Source organism: Kitasatospora sp. NPDC054795 (assembly GCF_053611565.1).
Genome location: NZ_JBSHAP010000155.1, coordinates 1 through 20,714 on the forward strand (window position 1 = coordinate 1; position 20,714 = coordinate 20,714).

A 20,714-nucleotide genomic window follows, 5' to 3' on the forward strand; every position below is an offset into this window, starting at 1 on the left:
GGCCCGGGCGGGGAGTTCACCCGCCCGGGCCGCCGCGTGCCCACCACGTACCCGGCGCATGCTCGGCCGGCGGCGCGGAGGGCCGGCCCGTCAGCCGAGGATCAGCTGCACCGGGTTGCGCTCCAGCAGCAGTACCGCGACGTCGTCGGTCAGCGCCCCGCCGTTCAGCTCCTCGACCTCGGCGATGGCGCTGTCGACCAGCCGCCCCCGGGTCAGCCCGGCGGCCTGGTGGTCGCCGACCAGGTCGGCGAGCCCATCCTGGCCCAAGCGGCGCGACCCGGCCCCGACCCGGCCCTCGATCAGCCCGTCGGTGTAGAGCAACAGCCGCCAGCCGGCCCGCAGTTCGACCTCGTGGGCGGGCCAGGCGGCCTGCCCGTCGTGGCACGGCAGCAGGCCGAGCGCGGGGCCGGCGAGGTCGGAGGGCAGCGAGATCGGCTCGTGGTCCCGGCCGAGCAGCAGCGGCGCCGGGTGCCCGGCGAGGTAGAGCCGGGCCCGCTCGCCGGCGCCGAGCGAGCCGAGGTCGCTGCCGCCGGGCTCGATGACCAGCATGCAGAGCGTCGCGAAGATCTCGTCGCTGCGCCGCTCGTGCTCCAGCACGTGCTGGAGCGTGGTGAGCAGGGTCTCGCCGGTGAGGCCGGCGAAGACCAGGGTGCGCCACGCTATCCGGAGCGCGACGCCGAGCGCGGCCTCGTCCGGGCCGTGGCCGCAGACGTCGCCGATCACGACGTGGACGGTGCCGTCGTCGGTGCGCACGGCGTCGTAGAAGTCGCCGCCGAGCAGCGCGCGGCGGCGGCCGGGGCGGTAGCGCCGGGTGAAGGAGAGCCCGGCGCCGTCGAGCAGCGGGGTGGGCAGCAGGTGGCGCTGGAGGCGGGCGTTCTCCTGGCCGCGCAACTCGGCCTCGACCAGGCGGCGCTGGGACTCGTCGGCGCGCTTGCGCTCGACGGCGTAGCGCAGGGCGCGGGCGAGCAGCGGGCCGTCTGTCTCGTGCTTGAGCAGGAAGTCCTGGGCGCCGGCCGCGACGGCGGCCGCGCCGAGTTCGGCCCCCGCGGCGTCGGTGAGCACCACGACCGGGGTGTGCGGGGCCCGGCGGAGCAGTTCGTGCAGGCCCTCCAGCCCGTCCGAGGGGTCGGACGGGTGCGGCAGGTCGGCGGGCGAGGCGAGGTCGAGCAGCACGCAGCCGAACTCGGGGGTGCGGGATCGCCCGCGCCGGGCCCAGGGCGCGGGCGGGGCGAGCAGTTCGGTGGCCTGGTCCAGGCCGCGGGCCCAGTGGATCTCGATCGAGGTGCCGCTGTCGGCCACCGCGGCCTTGATCAGCTGGGCGTCCGAGGCGTCGTCCTCGATGACCAGCAGCCGCAGCGGTGTGCCGTCGGCTGGCCCGTCCGCCGCGGCGGGGCCGTCCGGGTCGGGGATGTGGGACGGGTGGGAGGCGTGCGCGGCCCGTGAGCGGGGGTGAGGTATCGGGGAAGTCGCCGTGGCCGGTCCGGTCGTGGCACGGCCGCGGGCATGGCCGACGCGGGCGCCGTCATGGGCGCCCGGCAGGTCCGCGGCACCAGGTGCCCGCCCGTCTCCCGTTGCGGGCATCGGTGGTTCCTCCCTTTCCCCGACTGCGTAACGGCCGGCGTCCGTCCGCAGTGCCCGCCTGGCACCGCGCGTCGGGGAACTTCTCGCGACCATAACGTGATCTCCGGGGATTTCTCCGGCCGACCGGCGCCGTTGTGGCTATTGCCACGCCGGTGGCGGTGCGGTGACTGGACTCGGACGACGACTCGGTTCCGTCCCGGCGGACGCCGGGCGGCCCGGGAGAGGGAGCGGGAGCGGGCGATGGTGGAGCGGATCACCCTGGTGGAGGGTGACATCACGGAACAGCCGGTGGACGCGGTGGTGAACGCCGCCAACTCGTCCTTGCTGGGCGGTGGCGGGGTGGACGGCGCGATCCACCGCAAGGGCGGGCCGCAGATCCTGGAGGAGTGCCGCCGGCTGCGCGCCTCGCACTGGGGCAGGGGGCTGCCCACCGGACGGGCGGTGGCGACGGCGGCCGGACGGCTGCCGGCCCGGTGGGTGGTGCACACCGTCGGGCCGGTCTACCGGGCGGAGGAGTACGAGGAGCGGGCGGAGCTGCTGGCCTCCTGCTATCGCGAGTCGCTGCGCACCGCGGTGGCGCTCGGCGCGCGCACGGTGGCTTTCCCGGCCGTGTCGGCCGGGATCTACGGCTGGCCGCCGGCGGACGCGGCCCGGATCGCACTCGGCATCGTCGCGGAGGTGCTGGACGGCGGTGACGTGGAGGCGGGTGCGGAGCTGGCGGAGGTGCGGTTCGTGCTGTTCGGGTCGGAGATGTACGGGGTGTTCGAGCGGGCTCGGCGGGAGTTGTCCGAGCGGGACGCCTGACGGCCGGGTGGGGCGTGGTGCCGGCCGGGTGGCGTGTGGTGCCGCCGCTCGGCCGGGTCCATGGTGGCGTGCCGGGGCGTCAACACGCCAGAGATATTCGATAACTCGTTCGAGTGAATGCATCGGGTCGGTCACCAGCTCCGGCGCTCGCGGGCATGTGCGCGCCCCCGAACGCGGCAGCACCGCGCCGGCCGGCCGTCACCGCGCCGACCCGCCGTTGCGGTGCCGGCCCGCCGTTACGGCGCGAGCGCCGACCAGGGCAGCGTGACCTCGCCCTGCCGCCACCGTCCGCGCGCGTCCACCAGCGGCCAGCCGCCCGCCAGCGCCGTGCAGGCCGCCACCCAGCGCTGCCGCGCCCCGAACGCCCCGTACGGCGCGGCCGCCGCCCAGGCCCGGTCGAAGTCGGTGAGGAAGGCGTGCACCGGCCGCCCGGGCACGTTGTGGTGGATCAGCGCCTTCGGCAGCCGCTCGGCCAGGTCGGAGGGCTGGCCGAGGCCGCCCAGCCGGGCCGCGAAGGTCACCGTCCGGGGTCCCTCCGGACCGAGCGCGACCCAGACGTGCCGCCGCCCGATCTCGTCGCAGGTGCCCTCGACCAGCAGCCCGTCCGGGGCGAGCCGCGCGCACAGCCGCTCCCACACCCCGGCGACCGCCGACTCCTCGTACTGCCGCAGCACGTTGGCGGCCCGGATCAGCTGGGCCGGCGCGCCGCCGTCCAACGGCACCTCGAAGCCCCCGCGCCGGAAGGTGAGCAGCGGCGGCTCGGCGTACGGCAGCGCGGCGGCGACCCGCTCCGGCTCGATCTCGATCCCGACCACCCGGACGTCCGGCCGCACCGTGCGCAGCCGCCCGGCCAGCTCGACGGCGGTCCACGGCGCCGCGCCGTAGCCGAGGTCCACCGCGACCGGCGGGCGCTCGGCGGCGCGCAGCGCGCCGCCGAGGGTGTGGGCGATCCAGCGGTCCATCCGGCGCAGCCGGTTGGTGTTGGTGGTGCCCCGGGTGACCGTCCCCACCGGTCGCCCGGTCCGTCCGCGGGCGGGCGCGGCGGGAACGGGTTCGAAGGAGGCAGCCATGCCCAGAAGGGTAGTCGGGCCGTCGGCGGCACCACGCTGACCTGGGGCGATGGCGACCGCCCCGGCCGGTGGGCCGGGGCGGGAATGCCGAGCGCGGTCCGTGTGGTTGGCAGACTGGTGGTGATGTGTGCCCGGGACGGGGCAGCGCACACCGGACTACGGGCGGCCCGGTACGGACCGCCTCGACGGGCAGCACAGAGGAGGCTTCAGCCAGGTGATCCAGCACCCCGTCCGTTCGGTTCGCCGTGCCCAGTCGGCCGCCCCCGCGCGCGGCCGGCTCCAGTCGCTCGTCCCCGGCCGCCGCCGTCCGCGCCGGATCGCCATGCTGAGCGTCCACACCTCGCCGCTGCACCAGCCCGGCACCGGGGACGCCGGCGGGATGAACGTCTACATCGTCGAGCTGGCCAAGCGCCTGGCCGACCTCAACATCGAGGTCGAGGTGTTCACCCGGTCGACCTGCTCGGACGACGCGCCGACGGTCGAGCTGGCCCCGGGCGTGCTGGTCCGCCACGTCACCGCCGGGCCGTACGAGGGCCTGATCAAGGAGGACCTGCCGGCCCAGCTGTGCGCCTTCACCCACGGGGTGCTGCGGACGGAGGCGGGCCACCGCCCCGGCCACTACGACCTGGTGCACTCGCACTACTGGCTCTCCGGGCAGGTCGGCTGGCTGGCCGCGCAGCGCTGGGGGGTGCCGCTGGTGCACACCATGCACACCATGGCGAAGGTCAAGAACGCCGCGCTGGCCGCGGGCGACACGCCCGAGCCCGCGGCCCGGGTGATCGGGGAGACCCAGGTGGTGGAGGCGGCCGACCGGCTGATCGCCAACACCACCGAGGAGGCCGCAGAGCTCGCGCTGCACTACGCCGCCCGGCCGGACCAGCTGGCCGTCGTCCACCCCGGGGTCAACCTGGACGTCTTTCGTCCCGGCGGCCCGCGGACGCCCGCCGCCGCACGGGCCCGGCTGGGCCTGCCGCAGGACGCCGCGGTGCTGCTGTTCGCGGGCCGGATCCAGCCGCTGAAGGCCCCGGACGTGCTGCTGCGGGCGGTCGCCGCGCTGCTGGCCCGGCGCCCGGAGCTGCGCGAGCGCCTGGTGGTGCCGGTGGTCGGCGGGCCGTCCGGCACCGGGCTGGCCCGGCCGGAGAGCCTGCACAAGCTCGCCGCCCAGCTGGGCATCTGCGACGTGGTGCGGTTCCACCCGCCGGTCGGCCAGGAGCTGCTCGCCGACTGGTACCGGGCGGCGACGGCCCTGGTGATGCCCTCGTACAGCGAGTCCTTCGGGCTGGTCGCGCTGGAGGCGCAGGCCTGCGGCACCCCGGTGGTGGCGGCCGCGGTCGGCGGACTGCCGGTCGCGGTGCGGGACGGCGAGACCGGCACCCTGGTGCAGGGCCACGACCCGCTGGACTGGTCGTACGCGCTGGAGCCGTACATCACCGACCTGGGCCTGGTGGCGCGGCGCGGCGCGGCGGCGGCCCGGCACGCGGCCGGCTTCGGCTGGGACACCGCGGCGGCGACCACCGCCGAGGTGTACGCCGGCAGCATGGCCCGCCCGGCCGGCCGGATGGCCGCGGCCCGTCGCCGACTGGCCTGAGCGCGGGGCGGCCCGGCCCTCGGTCGGCCCGTCGCCGACCGGCCCGGGGGCGGCCCGGCGGAACGTCGCGCGGCCCGTCGCCGACCGGCCGAGGCTGCGCCCGCCCGGTACCGGCGAGTAACGTCACCCCCATGGCAATCCGCACCAAGGACGAGGCCCTGACCCTCCTGCGCACCGCCCTGGACGACGCCGGGGTGGCCTGGGAACCGGCCGCCACCGACCCGTACACGCTGGTGGCGGCCCTCCCGGGCACCCGGAAGCTGAGCACCACCTGCGCCCTGCGGGTCGGCGACCACACCCTGTCGGTGAACGCCTTCGTGATCCGCCGTCCGGACGAGAACCACGAGGCCGTCTACCGCTGGCTGCTGGAGCGCAACACCCGGCTGTACGGCGTCGGCTACGCGGTCGACGCGCTCGGCGACGTCTACCTGGCCGGCCGGCTGCCGCTGGAGGCGCTCACCCCGCAGGTCGTGGACCGGCTGCTCGGGACGGTGCTGGAGAACGCGGACGAGCCGTTCAACACCCTGCTGGAGCTGGGCTTCGCCACGGCGATCCGCCGGGAGTGGGAGTGGCGGACCAAGCGCGGGGAGTCCACCCGCAACCTGGCCGCCTTCGCCCACCTGGCCGCCCCGAAGGAGCCGCCGGCAGGCGCCCCGGACGCGGACTGACCCGTGCGGACCGACCCGTTCGGGCCGACCCGTTCGGTCAGGCGCCCGCCGGGGCCTTCCCGGCGGGTTCCGCCGCGGGCGCCGGGACCGCGACGACGGTCCCGCCGGGCCGGATGTCCTGCGCGGCGCCGGTCCGCTTGCCCAGCAGCAGGTAGCCGACCGCGGCGACCGTGCCGCAGACCCCGCACGCACCCCACAGCGCCCCGCCGCCGGCCCGCTCCAGCAGCACCCCGCCGACGGCCGGGCCGAGGAACGAGGCGAGCGACCAGGCGAGCGAGTAGACGCCCTGGTAGCGCCCGCGGGCATGGGTCGGCGACAGTTCGGCGATCAGGCCCATGAGGGTCGGCGTGTAGAGGATCTCCCCGACCGTCCAGACCGCCACCGTGCCGGCGTAGAACCACGCGGACGACCCGGCCAGGGCCGTCAGCCCGAATCCCCAGCCGATGAACAGCGAGGCCGCCGCCAGCATGGCCGACCGGCTGCGGCTCTCGACCCACCGGGTGAGCGGGATCTGCAGCAGCACGATCAGTAGCCCGTTCAGGCCGATGACCAGGCCGTACTCGGTGGACGTGATCCCCCGGCGGCCCATGTCCACCGCGAGGGTGGTGGCACCCTGCTGCAGCACCAGGGCGAGCAGCAGGGTGAGGCCGACCACGGCCATGAAGCGGCGGTCGCGGAACACGGTGCCGAGGCCGACCGCCGGTTCGTCGGCCTTCGCCGTCCGGACGTCGGGCTTCGTCTCCGGGATCCTGACGAAGATCACCACCGCGCAGAGCGCCGTGGAGAGCGCGTCCAGCAGGAAGAGCGTGAGGTAGCCGTGGCTGGCGATCAGGCCGGCGACGGCCGAGGAGAGGCCGAAGCCCAGGTTGATCGCCCAGAAGTTCAGCGAGTAGGCGCGGACCCGGTCGGCGACCGGGACGATGTCCGCGATGATCGCCGAGATGGCCGGCCGGGTGGCGTTGTTGCAGAAGCCCACCAGGAAGGCCACCACCGCGATCGCGACCTGACCGTCCGTGAAGCCGAGCACGGCGGTGAACAGCGCGGTGCCGAGCTGGGCGGCGAGCAGGGTCGGACGGCGTCCGACCCGGTCGGTCAGCACGCCGGCGATGATCGCGGAGGCCGCCGAGCCGAGGCCGAACAGGGCGGCGACCAGGCCCGCGTAGGTGGCCGAGTACCCGCGGCTGCTGGTGAGGTAGAGCGCGAGGAAGGTGACCACGAAGGCGCCGAGCCGGTTGACCAGGGTCGAGACCCAGAGCCACCAGAACTGGCGCGGCAGCCCGCCCGCCGTCTCCTGGATCATTCTTCGGAAACCGGCGGTGACGAGCATGTGGGGGCTCCCGGGGGCAGGCGTCCGCCGATCGGTGCGGCAGGCCCGGTCAGCCGACGCGTGTAAGTGTCAGATGCGCGAGGCACACATTACACATTGGCCGAAGGTCCCCACCAGGGGTTTTCCGGGCCCCCACTAAGCTGGGGGCCATGGCTGACACGACGTACCGACTCATCCTGCTCCGCCACGGCGAGAGCCAGTGGAACCAGAAGAACCTGTTCACCGGTTGGGTCGATGTCGACCTCAACGAGAAGGGCGAGAAGGAGGCCGCCCGCGGTGGCGAGCTCCTGGCCGCCGAGGGTCTGCTCCCCGACGTGCTGCACACCTCGCTGCTGCGCCGCGCCATCCGCACCTCGCAGATCGCCCTGGACAAGGCCGACCGGCACTGGATCCCGGTCAGCCGCAGCTGGCGGCTGAACGAGCGCCACTACGGTGCGCTCCAGGGCAAGGACAAGGCCCAGACCCTGGCCGAGTTCGGCGAGGAGCAGTTCCAGCTGTGGCGCCGCTCGTACGACACCCCGCCGCCGGTGCTGGCCGACGACTCCGAGTACTCGCAGGCCGGCGACGCCCGTTACGCCGAGATCCCGAGCGAGCTGCGTCCGCGCACCGAGTGCCTGAAGGACGTCGTGGAGCGGATGCTCCCGTACTGGTACGACGCCATCGTCCCGGACCTCGCCGCCGGCCGGACCGTGCTGGTCACCGCCCACGGCAACAGCCTGCGCGCGCTGGTCAAGCACCTCGACGGCGTCTCCGACGAGGCCATCGCCGGCCTGAACATCCCGACCGGCATCCCGCTGGTGTACGAGCTGGACGCCGACTTCAAGCCCGTCACCCCGGGCGGCCGCTACCTCGACCCGGACGCCGCCGCGGCCGCCATCGAGGCCGTCAAGAACCAGGGCAAGAAGTAAGCCGCTTGCCGCTACGGCCCTGCCCCCGGTCCGACCGGGGGCGGGGCTTCGTTCGTTTTCGGTCGGCTCGTTCTCGGTCGGTTCGGGCTCAACCTGACTGCGCGGGAGGGGAGTTGGGCAGTGAATGGGAAACTGGTTCAGACCATTGACGGGCTCGGTCGGCGACTCCTACCGTGAGGGCACCGGACTGGCGCAGGCATGCCGGGATCTCCCCGTCCGGGCCGCCGCACCCCCACGCGCGCGCGTCCGCGCCCCCGGCGCACACTCCATCCACCCCCACGGAGGAGCACCATGCGCACACGTCACATCGTCGGGGCCGCCGTCGCCGCGCTGGCGATCCCGCTGACCCTCGCCTTCCCGGCCTCGTCCCACGGCTGGATCTCGACCCCGCCCAGCCGGGCCGCGCTCTGCGACACCCACGTGGACGGCGTCCCGTGGGACTGCGGTGACATCCAGTGGGAGCCGCAGAGCGTCGAGGGCCCCAAGGGCTTCCCGGCCCTCGGCCCCTCGGACGGCACCATCTGCGCCGGCGGCAACGCCCGCTTCGCCGAGCTGGACGACCCCCACGGCGGCGCCTGGCCGACCACGCCGGTGACGGCGGGCCAGCAGCTCACCTTCACCTGGACGTTCACCGCCCGGCACGCGACCGCCGACTTCCGGTACTACATGACCAAGCCGGGCTACGACGCGAGCCAGCCGGTCACCCGCGCCAACCTGGACCTGACGCCCTTCCTGACCGTCCCGTACGGCGGGAAGCAGGTGCCGAGCACGCTCAGCCACACCGCGACCGTCCCGGGCGGGCGCACCGGGCACCAGGTGGTCGTCGCGGTCTGGACGATCTCCGACACCGGGAACGCCTTCTACTCCTGCTCCGACGTCCGGTTCTGACCTGCGGAAGGCCAGCGGGAGGGTGAGCGGGCGAGCAGGCCGGAAGGCGCTGGACGGTGGGCCGGAAAGCGCGAGGTGCACGGTCGCCGGTGGGCCGTGCACCTCGGGAGCTCCTCGGGCGGTGCCGCTTTCAGTGGCCGCCGCAGCAGCCGCCGTCGGCGCCTCCGCACTGGCAGGGCGCGCCGGACTGGCAGCCGCAGCCGCAGCCCGGGCCGCAGCCGCAGCCGGCCGCGAGGACGGGAAGCAGCTTCGGGGCGGGTGGCTCGACGGAGTCGTGGGCGGTTGCCGGTCGGGACGGGTTGGCCTTCATCGAGCTTCCCTCCTTGTGACGGGCACAGTCCTGTGCCCCCAACGTCGAGTGAAGCCGTCGAACGGATGAGCGTCAACGGGCGCGCAGTGGTGGGGCGCACGGAAGTCCGTGCGCCCGCACCACCCTTGCCGCAGGTTTACTCACCCCTCGGGGTGAGCCCGGACCGGCGGTCAGTCGACCGGCGCGGCCTCGGCGGCCTCGGTGGCGGCCACGAACTCGGCCACGTGCTCGCCCGTCACCAGGTACACCACGCGCTTGGCGACCGACACCGCGTGGTCCGCGAAGCGCTCGTAGTAGCGGCCGACCAGGGTGATGTCGACGGCGGTCTCTATGCCGTGGTGCCAGCGCTCGTCGATCAGGTGCGACAGCAGCTCGCGGTGCAGGGTGTCGATCGCGTCGTCGTCCTGCTCCATCTCCAGGGCCTTGTCGACGTCCTTGGTGGCGATGACCAGGCCGGCCTTGGCCACCAGGCGCTGGGCGAGCTGGCCCATCTCCAGGACGGTGGAGTGCAGGTCGCTCGGCACGGCGGTGTCGGGGTAGCGCATCCGCGCGACCTTGGCGACGTGCCGGGCGAGGTCGCCGCAGCGCTCCAGGTCGGCGCTCATCCGCAGCGAGGTGACGACGATGCGCAGGTCGGTGGCGACCGGCTGCTGGCGGGCGAGGAGGTCGATGGCCCGGTTCTCCAGCTCGTGGTGGAGCTCGTTGACCTTCTCGTCGGCGGCGATCACGCTCTCCGCCAGCGCCAGGTCCGCGTCGAGGAGGGCGGTGGTGGCCCGGCCCATCGCCGATCCGACCAGCCGGGCCATCTCGACCAGGCTGTCGCCGATCGCATCGAGTTCCTCGTGGTACGCGTCGCGCATGTTCTCTCCTCAGTAGCTGTGTCGGTGGCGGTGCCGACCGGCCGGCCCGTACGACCGTCGTTCCGGCGTCCGGGTGACCGCTGCTGGTGGCGCGCATCGTACGCGCACACCCGAGCCGATGGCCGCTGTTCGGCACACCGATCTCTCCCACACGGGCTGCCCGGCCAACTTTCCGCCGCCAGGGCGACGGTGCACGGCCGCTACGGTGAATCGACAGCTACCTGAAGGTGAATTCTCGGCAACGCGTGGTGGATGCCTTGACCCAGTGCATGGGGACTGCCCTGGTCGTGCGCTTACGCTGGCCACATGGACGTGAACGTGGCCGCCGCCGCTGCCTGTGCCATAGCCGGGCTCGGCGTCGGCCTCACCGCCTCCATCGCTTTCCGCTGGAGCGAGCGCGAGCAGGCCAGGGGCAGGTACAGCGCAACCGGCGGCAGGAACCCCGGCCGGTACCAGTCACTGGGCACCGGCAACCCCGAGCCGCCGCTGCCGCCCGGGGTCGACACCGTGCTCTCCGTGCTCCGCTCCTGCGCGATCGTGCTGGGCGAGGGCGACGAGGTGGTCAAGGCCAGCTCGGCGGCGTACGCGATGGGCCTGGTGCGCGGTGGCGCCGTCGCCGTGGACCAGATGCTCGGGCTGGCGCGCGCCACCCGCAGGGACGGCGAGATCCGCCAGGTCGAGCTGGAGGTGCCCAGGCCGGGCGCGGCCCGCGCGGCGGAGCCGCTCGCGGTCTCCGTCCGGGTGGCCCCGCTGGGCTCCCGACTGGTGCTGGTGCTGGTTGAGGACCAGACCGAGCGGCGCCGCGTGGAAGCCGTCCGCCGGGACTTCGTGGCCAACGTCAGCCATGAGCTCAAGACCCCGGTCGGCGCCCTGTCGCTGCTCTCCGAGGCGGTCGTCGACGCGTCCGACGACCCGGAGGCGGTGCAGCGCTTCGCCGGCCGGATGCAGGTCGAGGCGGCCCGGCTGGCCAGCCTGGTGCAGGAGATCATCGACCTCTCCCGGGTCCAGGACGACCGGCTGATGGTCGACCCGGAGCCGGTCGCGGTGGACGAGCTGATCGCCGAGGCGATCGACCGCTGCCGCCAGCAGGCCGCCGCCAAGCAGATCCTGATCGCGGCGGGCGGCATCGCCGGCCTCTACCTGCACGGCAACCGCGGCCAGCTCGCCGCCGCGCTCGGCAACCTGGTCGAGAACGCCGTCAACTACAGCCCGCCCCGCACCCGGGTGGCCATCGCCACCCGCCGGATCTCCAGCGCCGCGGCGCTCGGGGAGGCGGACGGCGAGCTCATCGAGATCTCGGTCACCGACCAGGGCATCGGCATCTCCGAGAAGGACCGCGAGCGGGTCTTCGAGCGGTTCTACCGCGTCGACCCCGCCCGCTCCCGGGCGACCGGCGGCACCGGCCTGGGCCTGTCCATCGTCAAGCACGTCGCGGCCTCGCACGGCGGCACCGTCTCGGTGTGGAGCGTCGAGGGCCAGGGTTCGACCTTCACCGTCCGCCTGCCCGCCGGGCAGGCACCCACGGAGGACGAGCCCGACGACGCGTTCGACGACGAGCCCGACGCGTTCGACGGTCCCGTTGACGCGCCGGACCGCGCGCCGGGCGGCGACCCCGCCGGGCCCGCCGCCGCACCCCGAACCCTCACCACGGCCCGTACGGACCGTCCGTTCCCCGCCGGGGAACGGAAACAACACCTGTCAGACACAACCCCTCAGCTTGCCCCGGAGGCCTGATCGTGACCCGAGTACTGGTGGTCGAGGACGAGGAGTCGTTCAGCGACGCCCTCTCGTACATGCTCCGCAAGGAGGGCTTCGAGGTGGCCGTCGCCGCCACCGGCCCCGACGCCCTGGAGCAGTTCGAACGCAACGGTGCCGACCTCGTCCTGCTCGACCTGATGCTGCCGGGCCTGCCCGGCACCGAGGTCTGCCGCCAGCTCCGGGTGCGCTCCAACGTCCCGGTGATCATGGTGACCGCCAAGGACAGCGAGATCGACAAGGTCGTCGGCCTGGAGATAGGCGCTGACGACTACGTCACCAAGCCGTACTCCACCCGCGAGCTGGTCGCGCGGATCCGCGCGGTGCTGCGCCGCCGCGGCGAGGACGGCGGCGCGGGCGACAACGGCGGCGGCCCGGGCGCCCTGGAGGCGGGCCCGGTCCGGATGGACGTGGACCGCCACGTGGTGACCGTGGACGGCGCCAAGGTCGACCTGCCGCTGAAGGAGTTCGACCTGCTGGAGATGCTGCTGCGCAACGCGGGCCGGGTGCTCACCCGGATGCAGCTGATCGACCGGGTGTGGGGCGCGGACTACGTCGGCGACACCAAGACCCTGGACGTCCACGTGAAGCGCCTGCGGGCCAAGATCGAGCCGGACCCGGGCGCGCCGCGCTACCTGGTCACCGTCCGCGGCCTGGGCTACAAGTTCGAGCCGTAAACCGTCCCGACCACGCGGAAGGCCCCCGCCGGCAGCAGCCGGAGGGGGCCTTCGCGTCGCTCCGGCGGGCCCTGGCGGGCCCGCCAGGGGCGGGGTGCGGTGTCAGTGCGCGGCCGGGACGGCCGGAGCGGCGGCGCCGGTGGCCGGGGCGGTGGCGCCGGGGGTGGTGGTCCTGGCGGGGGTGGCGGTCGGCGAGGGGGTCGGCGAGGGGGTCGGCCCGTAGCCCTCGTAGAGGCCGAGGTTCGGGTTCACGCCGGCCTGGGCCTCGACCTTCTGGCCGTCCTTGAAGGTGAAGACGGTCGGGGCGAAGCCGCCGACGTGGACGGTCGCGGAGGCGACGGTGGCGGACGGGTTGCCCTGACCGCCGATCGCGACCGCGCCGCCGGCCGGGACGACGATGCTGGACAGCGGAGCGCCGGCGGCGTCCGCGAAGGTGGCAGCGGCACCGCCGACGGTGACGGACTGGAGCTCGGCCGGGATGTTCGCGGTGTTCGCGATGTTCACGACCACGCTGGCGGCACCGGTGTAGTCGCCCGCGGTGTTCTCCCCGGTGACGACCACGATGTTGTTCAGCCGGAGGTTGGTCCCGAGGGTCGCCGCAGCGTTGTCGGGCTTGATCTGCAAGGTATCCGGCGTGTTGCCGGCGGCGCAGGAGGACAGCGAGGCGATGGCGATGGCGGCGATGGCGGCGATGCTGCCGCGTCGAAGGCTGCGGCTCACGGCGGCGGCTTCTCCTAAGTCACGTGTCGGTAGGTCAGGTCTCAGATTATCGACCTCACTTATGCGCTCCTCACGGGGTGGCCCCCGTGTCGCACTCCCGGGGGCCGCCGGGGGGCCGTCCGGCGGCACGCTCGACGTGTCCAGGTCACTCGACGGACAAGGTTCGACCAAGATCGAATAACGATTCGGCCGCGACCCGAAAAGGGGTGAAAGCTCAAGATCCAATCATGGTTGCGGGGGTGTTGCGCAAGGGTTTCGTCCAACCCCGGAACCGCCTCCGACCTGCGGGAAGCCGTTCTCGAACACCGGTCGCAGCACGTCATGGGGGTCGTTGTCAAGCCCCGAGACCGGCCCTGACCTGCGAAAACGCCCTTCGAGTGTGCCGAGAAGCGTGTTATTCTGGAAAGCCACGGAAGGGGTCCTGTCACATGACGTTCAAGGTTGGCGACACGGTGGTCTACCCCCATCACGGGGCCGCGCTGATCGAGGCCATCGAAACTCGCCAGATCAAAGGTGTGGACAAGACCTACCTGGTGCTCAAGGTGCAGCAGGGAGACCTGACGCTCCGCGTGCCCGCCGAGAACGCGGAGTTCGTCGGTGTGCGCGATGTGGTCGGCCAGGAGGGTCTGGACCGGGTCTTCGAGGTGCTGCGGGCACCGTACACGGAAGAGCCGACCAACTGGTCCCGTCGCTACAAGGCGAACCTGGAGAAGCTCGCCTCGGGTGATGTCATCAAGGTCGCCGAGGTCGTTCGTGACCTCTGGCGCCGCGAGCGCGAGCGCGGCCTCTCGGCCGGCGAGAAGCGAATGCTCGCGAAGGCGCGCCAGATCCTCGTCAGCGAGCTCGCGCTGGCGGAGAACACCAACGAGGACAAGGCGGAGACGCTGCTCGACGAGGTCCTCGCCTCGTAGCGCGCGCCACCGCAGTGCGGTCGGGCTGCCGCCCAACGCTCACAGCGCCCGGTGCCGGCGCGCCGCTCCTCGGACGAACCGTCCGGGAGTGGTGCATTGGCACTTCGGGCGCTGAGGCATGTCCGGACCACGCCACCCGCCCTGGCCGACCGAGGCCGGCAAGACCGTTTCGGCTCCCGCTGTTGCGGGGAGCTTGCGGAGCTGTGCGGCGGGCGGTGGACCGTGGTTCTTCGGAAGGGGCCCGGTGCGCCCGCCGGGCACGCCATGGCCATACCCACTTCGCCGAAGGAGTGAAACCTGAACGCGTCAGGAGCAGTCGCAGCAGCAGCAGTGGTGCCCGCCGCCGGACGCGGTGAGCGGCTGGGGCCGGGGGCCCCGAAGGCCCTGCGGGAACTGGGGGGTGTGCCGCTCCTGGTGCACGCCGTCCGGGCCCTGGCCCGCAGCCGGGCGGTCGGCCTGGTCGTGGTCGCCGCGCCCGCCGACGGGGTGGCCGAGGTGGTCGCCCTGCTGGACAGCCACGGGCTGGACGACAAGGACATCCGGGTGGTGGCCGGCGGGGCGACCCGCCAGGAGTCGGTCCGGCTCGGCCTGGCCGCGATCCCGGACGAGGTCGGGATCGTGCTGGTGCACGACGCGGCCCGCCCGCTGGTCCCGGTCGAGGTGGTGGACGCCGTCGCGGCCGCCGTCCGGGCCGGGGCGCGGGCCGTGGTGCCCGCGGTGCCGCTGGCCGACACGGTGAAGCGGGTCGAGCCGAACCCGGGCGGTCCCGAGCCGGTGCTCGACACGCCCGAGCGTGCCACCCTGCGCGCGGTGCAGACCCCGCAGGGCTTCGACCGCGCCACCCTGGTCGAGGTGCACGCCAAGGCGCTGGCCGAGGAGAGCGACGGCACCGCCGGTGCGCCGCCGGTCACCGACGACGCCGGCCTGGTCGAGCGCTACGGCGGCCGGGTCGTCGTGGTGCCCGGCCACGAGGAGGCGTTCAAGGTCACCCGTCCACTGGACCTCGTGCTCGCCGAGGCCGTACTCGCCCGCAGGAGGGCCGCCGATGCCTACTGACCCGCAGACCACCCCCGTGATCCCCCGGGTGGGGATCGGCACCGACGTGCACGCCTTCGAGGCCGGCCGCCCGCTCCGGGTGGCCGGGCTGGACTGGCCGGACGCCGGGGCCGGGCTCTCCGGGCACTCGGACGCCGACGTCGCCGCCCACGCCGCCTGCGACGCGCTGTTCTCGGCCGCCGGGATCGGCGACCTGGGCGCCCACTTCGGCACCGACCGCCCGGAGTGGGCCGGCGCGTCCGGGGTGAAGCTGCTCGGTGAGGCGGCCCGGCTGGTCCGCGAGGCGGGCTTCGAGATCGGCAACGTCGCCGTCCAGGTGATCGGCGTGCGGCCGAAGATCGGCAAGCGGCGGGACGAGGCGCAGGCGGCGCTGTCCGGGGCGGTCGGCGCCCCGGTGTCCGTCTCCGGCACCACCACCGACGGACTGGGCCTGACCGGCCGGGCCGAGGGGCTGGCCGCGATCGCCACCGCCCTGGTGTACGAACGGCGTTGAGCCGGTCGCGGTGAGCGGGCGGGAAGAAACCGCCCCTGACGGGTGTTCACCCGGTGTCCGCGGGGCCCGAGTCGCTACTGTTCGGCTCGGGCCCGTACGGGCTTCCGCTCGGGCCGAACCGCCGACGAGAAGAGGTAATCCGTGACCGCCCAGCTCTCCGACCGTGCCAAGGCGCTGCTCGACGACAAGAGCTTCGCCGTGGTCTCCACGATCCAGCCCGACGGCAGCCCCCAGTCCTCGGTGGTCTGGGTCAAGCGGGACGGCGACGACATCCTGTTCTCCACCGTCCAGGGCCGCCGCAAGCACCTCAACCTGGAGCGGGACCCGCGGGTCTCGATCCTCGTCAACCCGTCGGAGGACCCGTACGAGTACCTGGAGGCCCGCGGTGAGGTCTCGCTGACCACCGAGGGCGGCCGGGAGCTGATCGACGAGCTGGCCGCCAAGTACCGCGGCGTGGACAAGTACACCTGGGACGGTCCGGACGACGTCCGGGTGGTCGTCCGGCTCGCCCCGCGCAAGGTGCTCGGCAGCATCTGACCCCGCCCACGGGCCACTGTTTCCCCGGGATCACGCCCCCGTTGTCCCGGGGAATGTGGCGGGGCACCCCCTGCTGCCCACTACGCTTGACGCTGTGAGCATTCGTCTGTACGACACCAGCACCCGCCAGGTACGCGACTTCGTCCCGCTTGTACCGGGTTGTGTCTCGATCTACCTGTGCGGCGCTACCGTCCAGTCGGCGCCACACATCGGGCACATCCGGTCGTACCTCAACTTCGACATCATGCAGCGGTGGTTCGCCTACCGCGGCTACCAGGTGACCTTCGCCCGGAACGTCACCGACATCGACGACAAGATCATCGCCAAGGAGCGCGAGCTCGGCACGCCGTGGTGGCAGATCGCCTACGAGAACGAGCGCGCCTTCAACGACGGCTACGACGCGCTCGGCTGCCTGCGGCCGACCGTCGAGCCGCGGGCCACCGGGCACATCCCCGAGATGATCGCGATGATGCAGGGGCTCATCGCCAGGGGCCACGCCTACGCGTCCGACGGGAACGTCTACTTCGACGTGCGGTCGTACCCCGGCTACCTGGCGCTCTCCAACCAGAAGCTGGACGACCTGCGCCAGCCCGAGGGCGAGGGCGAGACCGGCAAGCGGGACCAGCGCGACTTCGCGATGTGGAAGGCCGCCAAGCCGGGCGAGCCGAGCTGGGAGACCCCGTGGGGCCCCGGCCGTCCGGGCTGGCACCTGGAGTGCTCGGCGATGGCCCACAAGTACCTGGGCGCGGCCTTCGACATCCACGGCGGCGGGCTGGACCTGATCTTCCCGCACCACGAGAACGAGATCGCCCAGTCGAAGGCCTACGGCGACGACTTCGCCAACTTCTGGGTGCACAATGCCTGGGTCACCATGGCCGGCGAGAAGATGAGCAAGTCGCTGGGCAACTCGGTGCTGGTCTCCGAGATGGTCCGGGCGTGGCGGCCGATCGTGCTCCGCTACTACCTGGCCGCCCCGCACTACCGCTCGATGATCGAGTACAGCGAGGAGTCGCTGCGCGAGGCCGAGGCCGGTTTCGGCCGGATCGAGGGCTTCATCCAGCGCGCCGTCGAGCGCTGCGGCACGGTCGACGCGGCGCCCGAGGTGCCGCCGGCCTTCGCCGAGGCGATGGACGACGACTTCGGCGTCCCGCAGGCGCTGGCCGTCGTGCACACCGCCGTCCGCCAGGGCAACAGCGCCCTGAACGCGGACGACAAGGAGAGCGTGGTGGCGCGACTGGCCGAGGTCCGTGCGATGCTCGGTGTACTGGGCCTCGACCCGCTCGACCCGCACTGGGCCGGGACGGAGCGCGGCGAGGACCTTCACGGCGTGGTCGACTCGCTGGTCCGCCTGGTCCTGGACCAGCGGCAGGCGGCGCGCGAGCGCAAGGACTTCGCCACCGCGGATGCCATCCGCGACCAGCTCGGCCTGGCCGGGCTGGCGATCGAGGACACCCCGTCCGGCCCGCGCTGGACGATCAACAGCCAGTAACCCCATCCGACGATCGGGGTGATGGGTGGGCCGTACCGGACCGGTGCGGCCCTCCCGCATGACGTACGCATGTCGTCGGCGGCCACCGGGCAGACCGGGGCGGTCGGGGCATGCCGGACAGACAGGAAGTACAGCCATGGCCGGCAACAGCCAGCGCAGGAACCGCCGCAACCCCGGATCGAAGAAGGGCGCGTCTGTCGGTACCGGCGGGCACAGCCGGAAGGCGCTCCAGGGCAAGGGTCCGACCCCGCCCGGTGCGGAGCGCAAGGGTCACCCCAAGCAGCGCGCCGCCAACGCCGCGGTCAAGCGCGAGCGGGACGCCAAGGCCCGGGCCGGCATGCGCCGGGCCGGCGGCGGCGGTCGCGGCGGCCGCGGCGGCGCGGGCAGCGCCGAACTGGTCTTCGGCCGCAACTCGGTGGTCGAGGCCCTGCAGGGCGACGTGCCGGCCAACGCGCTGTACGTCCAGCAGTTCATCGACACCGACGACCGGGTCCGCGACGCCTTCCAGGCCGCCAACGACCGCGGCATCCCGCTGATGGAGGCCCCGCGGCCCCAGCTGGACCAGATGACCGGCGGGATGAACCACCAGGGCCTGGTGCTCCAGGTGCCGCCGTACGAGTACGCGCACCCCGAGGACCTTCTGGCGGAGGCCGCCGACGCCGGCCAGGACGCGCTGATCATCGCGCTGGACGGCGTGACCGACTCGCGCAACCTGGGCGCCGTGGTCCGCTCCGCCGCCGCCTTCGGCGCGCACGGCGTGGTCATCCCCGAGCGCCGCGCGGCCGGCATGACCGCCGGTGCCTGGAAGACCTCCTCCGGCGCCGCGGCCCGGCTGCCCGTCGCCCGGGCCACCAACATGACCCGCGCCCTGGAGGCCTACCAGAAGGCCGGCCTGATGGTGGTCGGCCTGGCCGCCGACGGCGAGGCCGAGATCGGCGACCTGGCGCTGCTGACCGGCCCGGTGGTGATCGTCGCGGGCAGCGAGGGCAAGGGCCTGTCCCGGCTGGTCTCGGAGACCTGCGACATGCGGGTCCGGATCCCGATGTCCGGCCTGACCGAGTCGCTGAACGCCGGTGTCGCGGCGGGCATCGTGCTGTACGAGGCCGCGCGGCTGCGCGCCAAGCGCTGAGTGCCGAGCGCTGAGTGCCGAGCGCTTGGTGCTCGGTGCTTGGTGCCGAGCGCTTGGTGCTGAGCACGGCCGGGGCGCGGAGCGCAGGCGATCTTCCGAATTCCCCGCAATCCGAGTGGAAGGCGATCGGGCCCGATCGGGCCCGATCGCTTTTTTCATGATCACTTCAAGTGTGCGCCGGACATCCACCCGGCAGAGTGTCCTAAGCGGCCGTCACCCGGTTAGACGGGCGTGGACACCAGAACACCTCGGCGCCCCCTGTTCGGCAACGGCAGTTCCGGGATAGACGCGGGCCCCGCCCTCAACACCGTCAAGGTGGAGTCGGACCCTTCGCGGCTCAGCAGCACCCAGGCGAGCTTCCGGCTGCGGCTCGGCGCCCCGACGGCGCCGCTGATCGAGGCTTCGGCCGGACTGCTGTCCACCGGCGCCGCGTTCGGCGACCCGTACGCCAACCAGGGCCTGATCCGCCGTCCGCTGGTCACCCCGCAGGTCGTCGTGCCCGCCTCCGCCGTCCCGGCGCTGGCCGGGGCCGGGGCCGGCGGCGCGCCGCGCCGCAAGGGCCGGGTCACCGCCGTCACCTGGACCGGCCAGGCACCCCCCGGGGACCTCGCGGCCACCCAGCTGCTGGAAGCGGTGCGCCTCGGCGGCACCCCGGCCGGCGGCGTCCGCCTGGTCGAGCCGGACACCCGGGCGCTCCCCTCCCTCGCGGGCGCCCGGGCCGTCCCGCGCCAGCCCCGCGAGGGTGCCGGAACCGCCACCGACGCGGGCGTCGGCCCGGTCGGCGAGCCGCACGGCTGGACCCCGAGCGGCGAGCTGCCCGAGGTCTCCGCCGCCGACGCCGCGGGCAAGCAGCCCTGGTACCCCGGCCGCCGGGTCGACCTCGGCCTGGTGCTGCTGCCGCTGCGCGCCGTCCTCGGCTCGCTCTCGGTCTACGCCGGGTTCAGCAAGCTCTGCGACCCGGTGTACTTCGACGGCGGCGAGCGCGGCTCGATGATGCGCTGGCTCTCCTCGCTGCACCCCTGGAAGGTCGCCGATCCGCTGCTGGCCTTCGCCATGGCGCACCCGGTGGGCGCCGGCCTGGCGGTGTCGTTCACCCAGATCGTGGTCGGCGTGCTGACCGTCCTCGGCCTCTGGCAGCGGCTCGCCGCCGGCGCCGCGATGGCGCTCTCCGCCGCGCTGCTGTTCACCGTCAGCTGGCGGGCCGTCCCGGTCTACGACACCCCGGACCTGATCTTCCTCGCGGCGTGGAGCCCGCTGCTGATCGCCGGGGCGCCGTTCGCCTCGCTGGACGGGCGGCTCGGCCTGGAGGCCTGGCGCCGGTTCGGCGCGGACACCTCCGGGGCACTGCGCCGCCGGGTGCTGCGCCGCGGCGCCGTGGTCACCACGGTCGTGGTCGGCCTGACCCTGCTGCTCGGCTCGATGCTCGGCGCCGCCGTCCGCACCGGCGCCCGGGCGCACCAGGCGCCGGACCGTCCGGCCACCGACTACGGCACCCCGGTCTGGCCGTCGGGCAGTCCGTCCGGCGCCCCCAGCGGCGGCAAGGGCACGTCCACCACGCCCCCGCCCGCCGCCCCGCGCCCGGCCACCCCGCCGCCGAGCGCGACCGCCCCGGCCACCACGCCGCCCGCCAAGCCCGCCACCCCGACGCCGAGCGGCAAGGGGCACTCGGGCAGGGCTGAAGCCGGGTCGGGCGCGTCCCCGGCCGCGCCCGCGCCGCCCACCGGCCCGGGCGGCACGGCACCCGCGTCGCGCAGCACCCCGGGTGCCGGCGGCGCGGGGCCGGGGTCCAAGTCCAGCCCGAGCTCCGGCGGGCTGCTCGGCGGGGTGCTGGGCAGCGCGCCGCTGGCCGACCTGTCCGGCGGCCGGGCCTCCCACCCGGGGGCACCGACCGCGACCTGAGGCCCTGGTTACGGCGATCGGCCGGGTGCTCCGTGGGGGAGCAC

20 protein-coding genes are annotated in these 20,714 nt (G+C 73.9%); 14 read left to right on the top strand and 6 right to left on the bottom strand.

The features are described 5' to 3' along the window. Positions 1–90: 90 nt before the first annotated feature. Positions 91–1,581: a PP2C family protein-serine/threonine phosphatase gene (locus ACWGJO_RS36155; protein WP_452189946.1), complete on the bottom strand. Its 1,491-nt coding sequence runs from the start codon at positions 1,579–1,581 to the stop codon at positions 91–93. A 240-nt stretch (positions 1,582–1,821) separates the two neighbouring features. Between ACWGJO_RS36155 and ACWGJO_RS36160 the strand changes: the two genes are divergently transcribed. Next, positions 1,822–2,385 carry an O-acetyl-ADP-ribose deacetylase gene (locus ACWGJO_RS36160; protein WP_452189947.1) on the top strand — a complete coding sequence of 188 codons (564 nt, stop codon included), beginning with the start codon at positions 1,822–1,824 and terminating at the stop codon, positions 2,383–2,385. A gap of 236 nt (positions 2,386–2,621) precedes the next feature. Here ACWGJO_RS36160 and ACWGJO_RS36165 read toward each other — a convergent pair whose 3' ends face one another. After that, the gene (locus ACWGJO_RS36165) at positions 2,622–3,455 is read right to left on the bottom strand and encodes a class I SAM-dependent methyltransferase (protein WP_452189948.1); all 834 of its coding nucleotides are present in this window, start codon (positions 3,453–3,455) and stop codon (positions 2,622–2,624) included. A gap of 217 nt (positions 3,456–3,672) precedes the next feature. Between ACWGJO_RS36165 and mshA the strand changes: the two genes are divergently transcribed. Together mshA and ACWGJO_RS36175 are read left to right on the top strand one after the other, a co-directional pair. Next, complete coding sequence (mshA, locus tag ACWGJO_RS36170; RefSeq protein ID WP_452189955.1) at positions 3,673–5,043, top strand: D-inositol-3-phosphate glycosyltransferase; 1,371 nt, start codon at positions 3,673–3,675, stop codon at positions 5,041–5,043. Between the two features lie 131 nt (positions 5,044–5,174). Next, positions 5,175–5,711, top strand: a complete 537-nt coding sequence (locus ACWGJO_RS36175) for a type III secretion system chaperone family protein (RefSeq protein WP_387726928.1) — start codon at positions 5,175–5,177, stop codon at positions 5,709–5,711. A gap of 37 nt (positions 5,712–5,748) precedes the next feature. Here the strand turns inward: ACWGJO_RS36175 and ACWGJO_RS36180 are convergent, their stop codons facing one another. After that, on the bottom strand, positions 5,749–7,038 hold the full coding sequence (locus tag ACWGJO_RS36180) for an MDR family MFS transporter (protein ID WP_452189949.1): 1,290 nt from the start codon (positions 7,036–7,038) through the stop codon (positions 5,749–5,751). A gap of 149 nt (positions 7,039–7,187) precedes the next feature. On the opposite strand from ACWGJO_RS36180, the gene ACWGJO_RS36185 reads away from it, so the two are divergent. Together ACWGJO_RS36185 and ACWGJO_RS36190 are read left to right on the top strand one after the other, a co-directional pair. Continuing rightward, a complete protein-coding gene (locus ACWGJO_RS36185) occupies positions 7,188–7,946 on the top strand; it encodes a phosphoglyceromutase (protein WP_359913728.1) in 759 nt (252 codons plus the stop codon). 291 nt (positions 7,947–8,237) lie between these two features. Continuing rightward, positions 8,238–8,834: a lytic polysaccharide monooxygenase auxiliary activity family 9 protein gene (locus ACWGJO_RS36190; RefSeq protein ID WP_359913730.1), complete on the top strand. Its 597-nt coding sequence runs from the start codon at positions 8,238–8,240 to the stop codon at positions 8,832–8,834. 130 nt (positions 8,835–8,964) lie between these two features. On the opposite strand, the gene ACWGJO_RS36195 is transcribed toward ACWGJO_RS36190, so the two are convergent. After that, entirely contained in the window at positions 8,965–9,144 is a 180-nt protein-coding gene (locus tag ACWGJO_RS36195) for a hypothetical protein (protein ID WP_387689121.1), read from the bottom strand. Between the two features lie 170 nt (positions 9,145–9,314). Next, complete coding sequence (gene phoU / locus ACWGJO_RS36200) at positions 9,315–10,004, bottom strand: phosphate signaling complex protein PhoU (RefSeq protein ID WP_359830323.1); 690 nt, start codon at positions 10,002–10,004, stop codon at positions 9,315–9,317. A 306-nt stretch (positions 10,005–10,310) separates the two neighbouring features. Between phoU and ACWGJO_RS36205 the strand changes: the two genes are divergently transcribed. Both ACWGJO_RS36205 and ACWGJO_RS36210 read left to right on the top strand, forming a co-directional pair. Then, complete coding sequence (locus ACWGJO_RS36205; RefSeq protein WP_452189950.1) at positions 10,311–11,738, top strand: sensor histidine kinase; 1,428 nt, start codon at positions 10,311–10,313, stop codon at positions 11,736–11,738. A gap of 2 nt (positions 11,739–11,740) precedes the next feature. Next, positions 11,741–12,436 carry a response regulator transcription factor gene (locus tag ACWGJO_RS36210; protein WP_031069385.1) on the top strand — a complete coding sequence of 232 codons (696 nt, stop codon included), beginning with the start codon at positions 11,741–11,743 and terminating at the stop codon, positions 12,434–12,436. A gap of 102 nt (positions 12,437–12,538) precedes the next feature. On the opposite strand, the gene ACWGJO_RS36215 is transcribed toward ACWGJO_RS36210, so the two are convergent. Beyond that, positions 12,539–13,156 (bottom strand): hypothetical protein, encoded by a 618-nt coding sequence (locus ACWGJO_RS36215; protein ID WP_452189951.1) that lies wholly within the window; start codon positions 13,154–13,156, stop codon positions 12,539–12,541. A 428-nt stretch (positions 13,157–13,584) separates the two neighbouring features. On the opposite strand from ACWGJO_RS36215, the gene ACWGJO_RS36220 reads away from it, so the two are divergent. From ACWGJO_RS36220 to ACWGJO_RS36250, 7 genes are all read left to right on the top strand, one after another. Next, positions 13,585–14,067 (top strand): CarD family transcriptional regulator, encoded by a 483-nt coding sequence (locus tag ACWGJO_RS36220; protein ID WP_014136563.1) that lies wholly within the window; start codon positions 13,585–13,587, stop codon positions 14,065–14,067. 297 nt (positions 14,068–14,364) lie between these two features. After that, the gene (ispD, locus tag ACWGJO_RS36225) at positions 14,365–15,123 is read left to right on the top strand and encodes a 2-C-methyl-D-erythritol 4-phosphate cytidylyltransferase (protein WP_452189956.1); all 759 of its coding nucleotides are present in this window, start codon (positions 14,365–14,367) and stop codon (positions 15,121–15,123) included. Continuing rightward, complete coding sequence (ispF, locus tag ACWGJO_RS36230) at positions 15,113–15,616, top strand: 2-C-methyl-D-erythritol 2,4-cyclodiphosphate synthase (RefSeq protein ID WP_380551255.1); 504 nt, start codon at positions 15,113–15,115, stop codon at positions 15,614–15,616. Before ispD ends, ispF begins: the two co-directional genes overlap by 11 nt. Positions 15,617–15,757: 141 nt before the next feature. Beyond that, positions 15,758–16,153: a PPOX class F420-dependent oxidoreductase gene (locus ACWGJO_RS36235; protein ID WP_387689131.1), complete on the top strand. Its 396-nt coding sequence runs from the start codon at positions 15,758–15,760 to the stop codon at positions 16,151–16,153. Between the two features lie 94 nt (positions 16,154–16,247). Beyond that, entirely contained in the window at positions 16,248–17,642 is a 1,395-nt protein-coding gene (cysS, locus tag ACWGJO_RS36240; protein WP_452189952.1) for a cysteine--tRNA ligase, read from the top strand. A 136-nt stretch (positions 17,643–17,778) separates the two neighbouring features. After that, positions 17,779–18,771 (top strand): 23S rRNA (guanosine(2251)-2'-O)-methyltransferase RlmB, encoded by a 993-nt coding sequence (rlmB, locus tag ACWGJO_RS36245; protein WP_452189953.1) that lies wholly within the window; start codon positions 17,779–17,781, stop codon positions 18,769–18,771. A gap of 231 nt (positions 18,772–19,002) precedes the next feature. Next, complete coding sequence (locus ACWGJO_RS36250) at positions 19,003–20,670, top strand: DoxX family membrane protein (protein ID WP_452189954.1); 1,668 nt, start codon at positions 19,003–19,005, stop codon at positions 20,668–20,670. Positions 20,671–20,714: the final 44 nt, after the last annotated feature.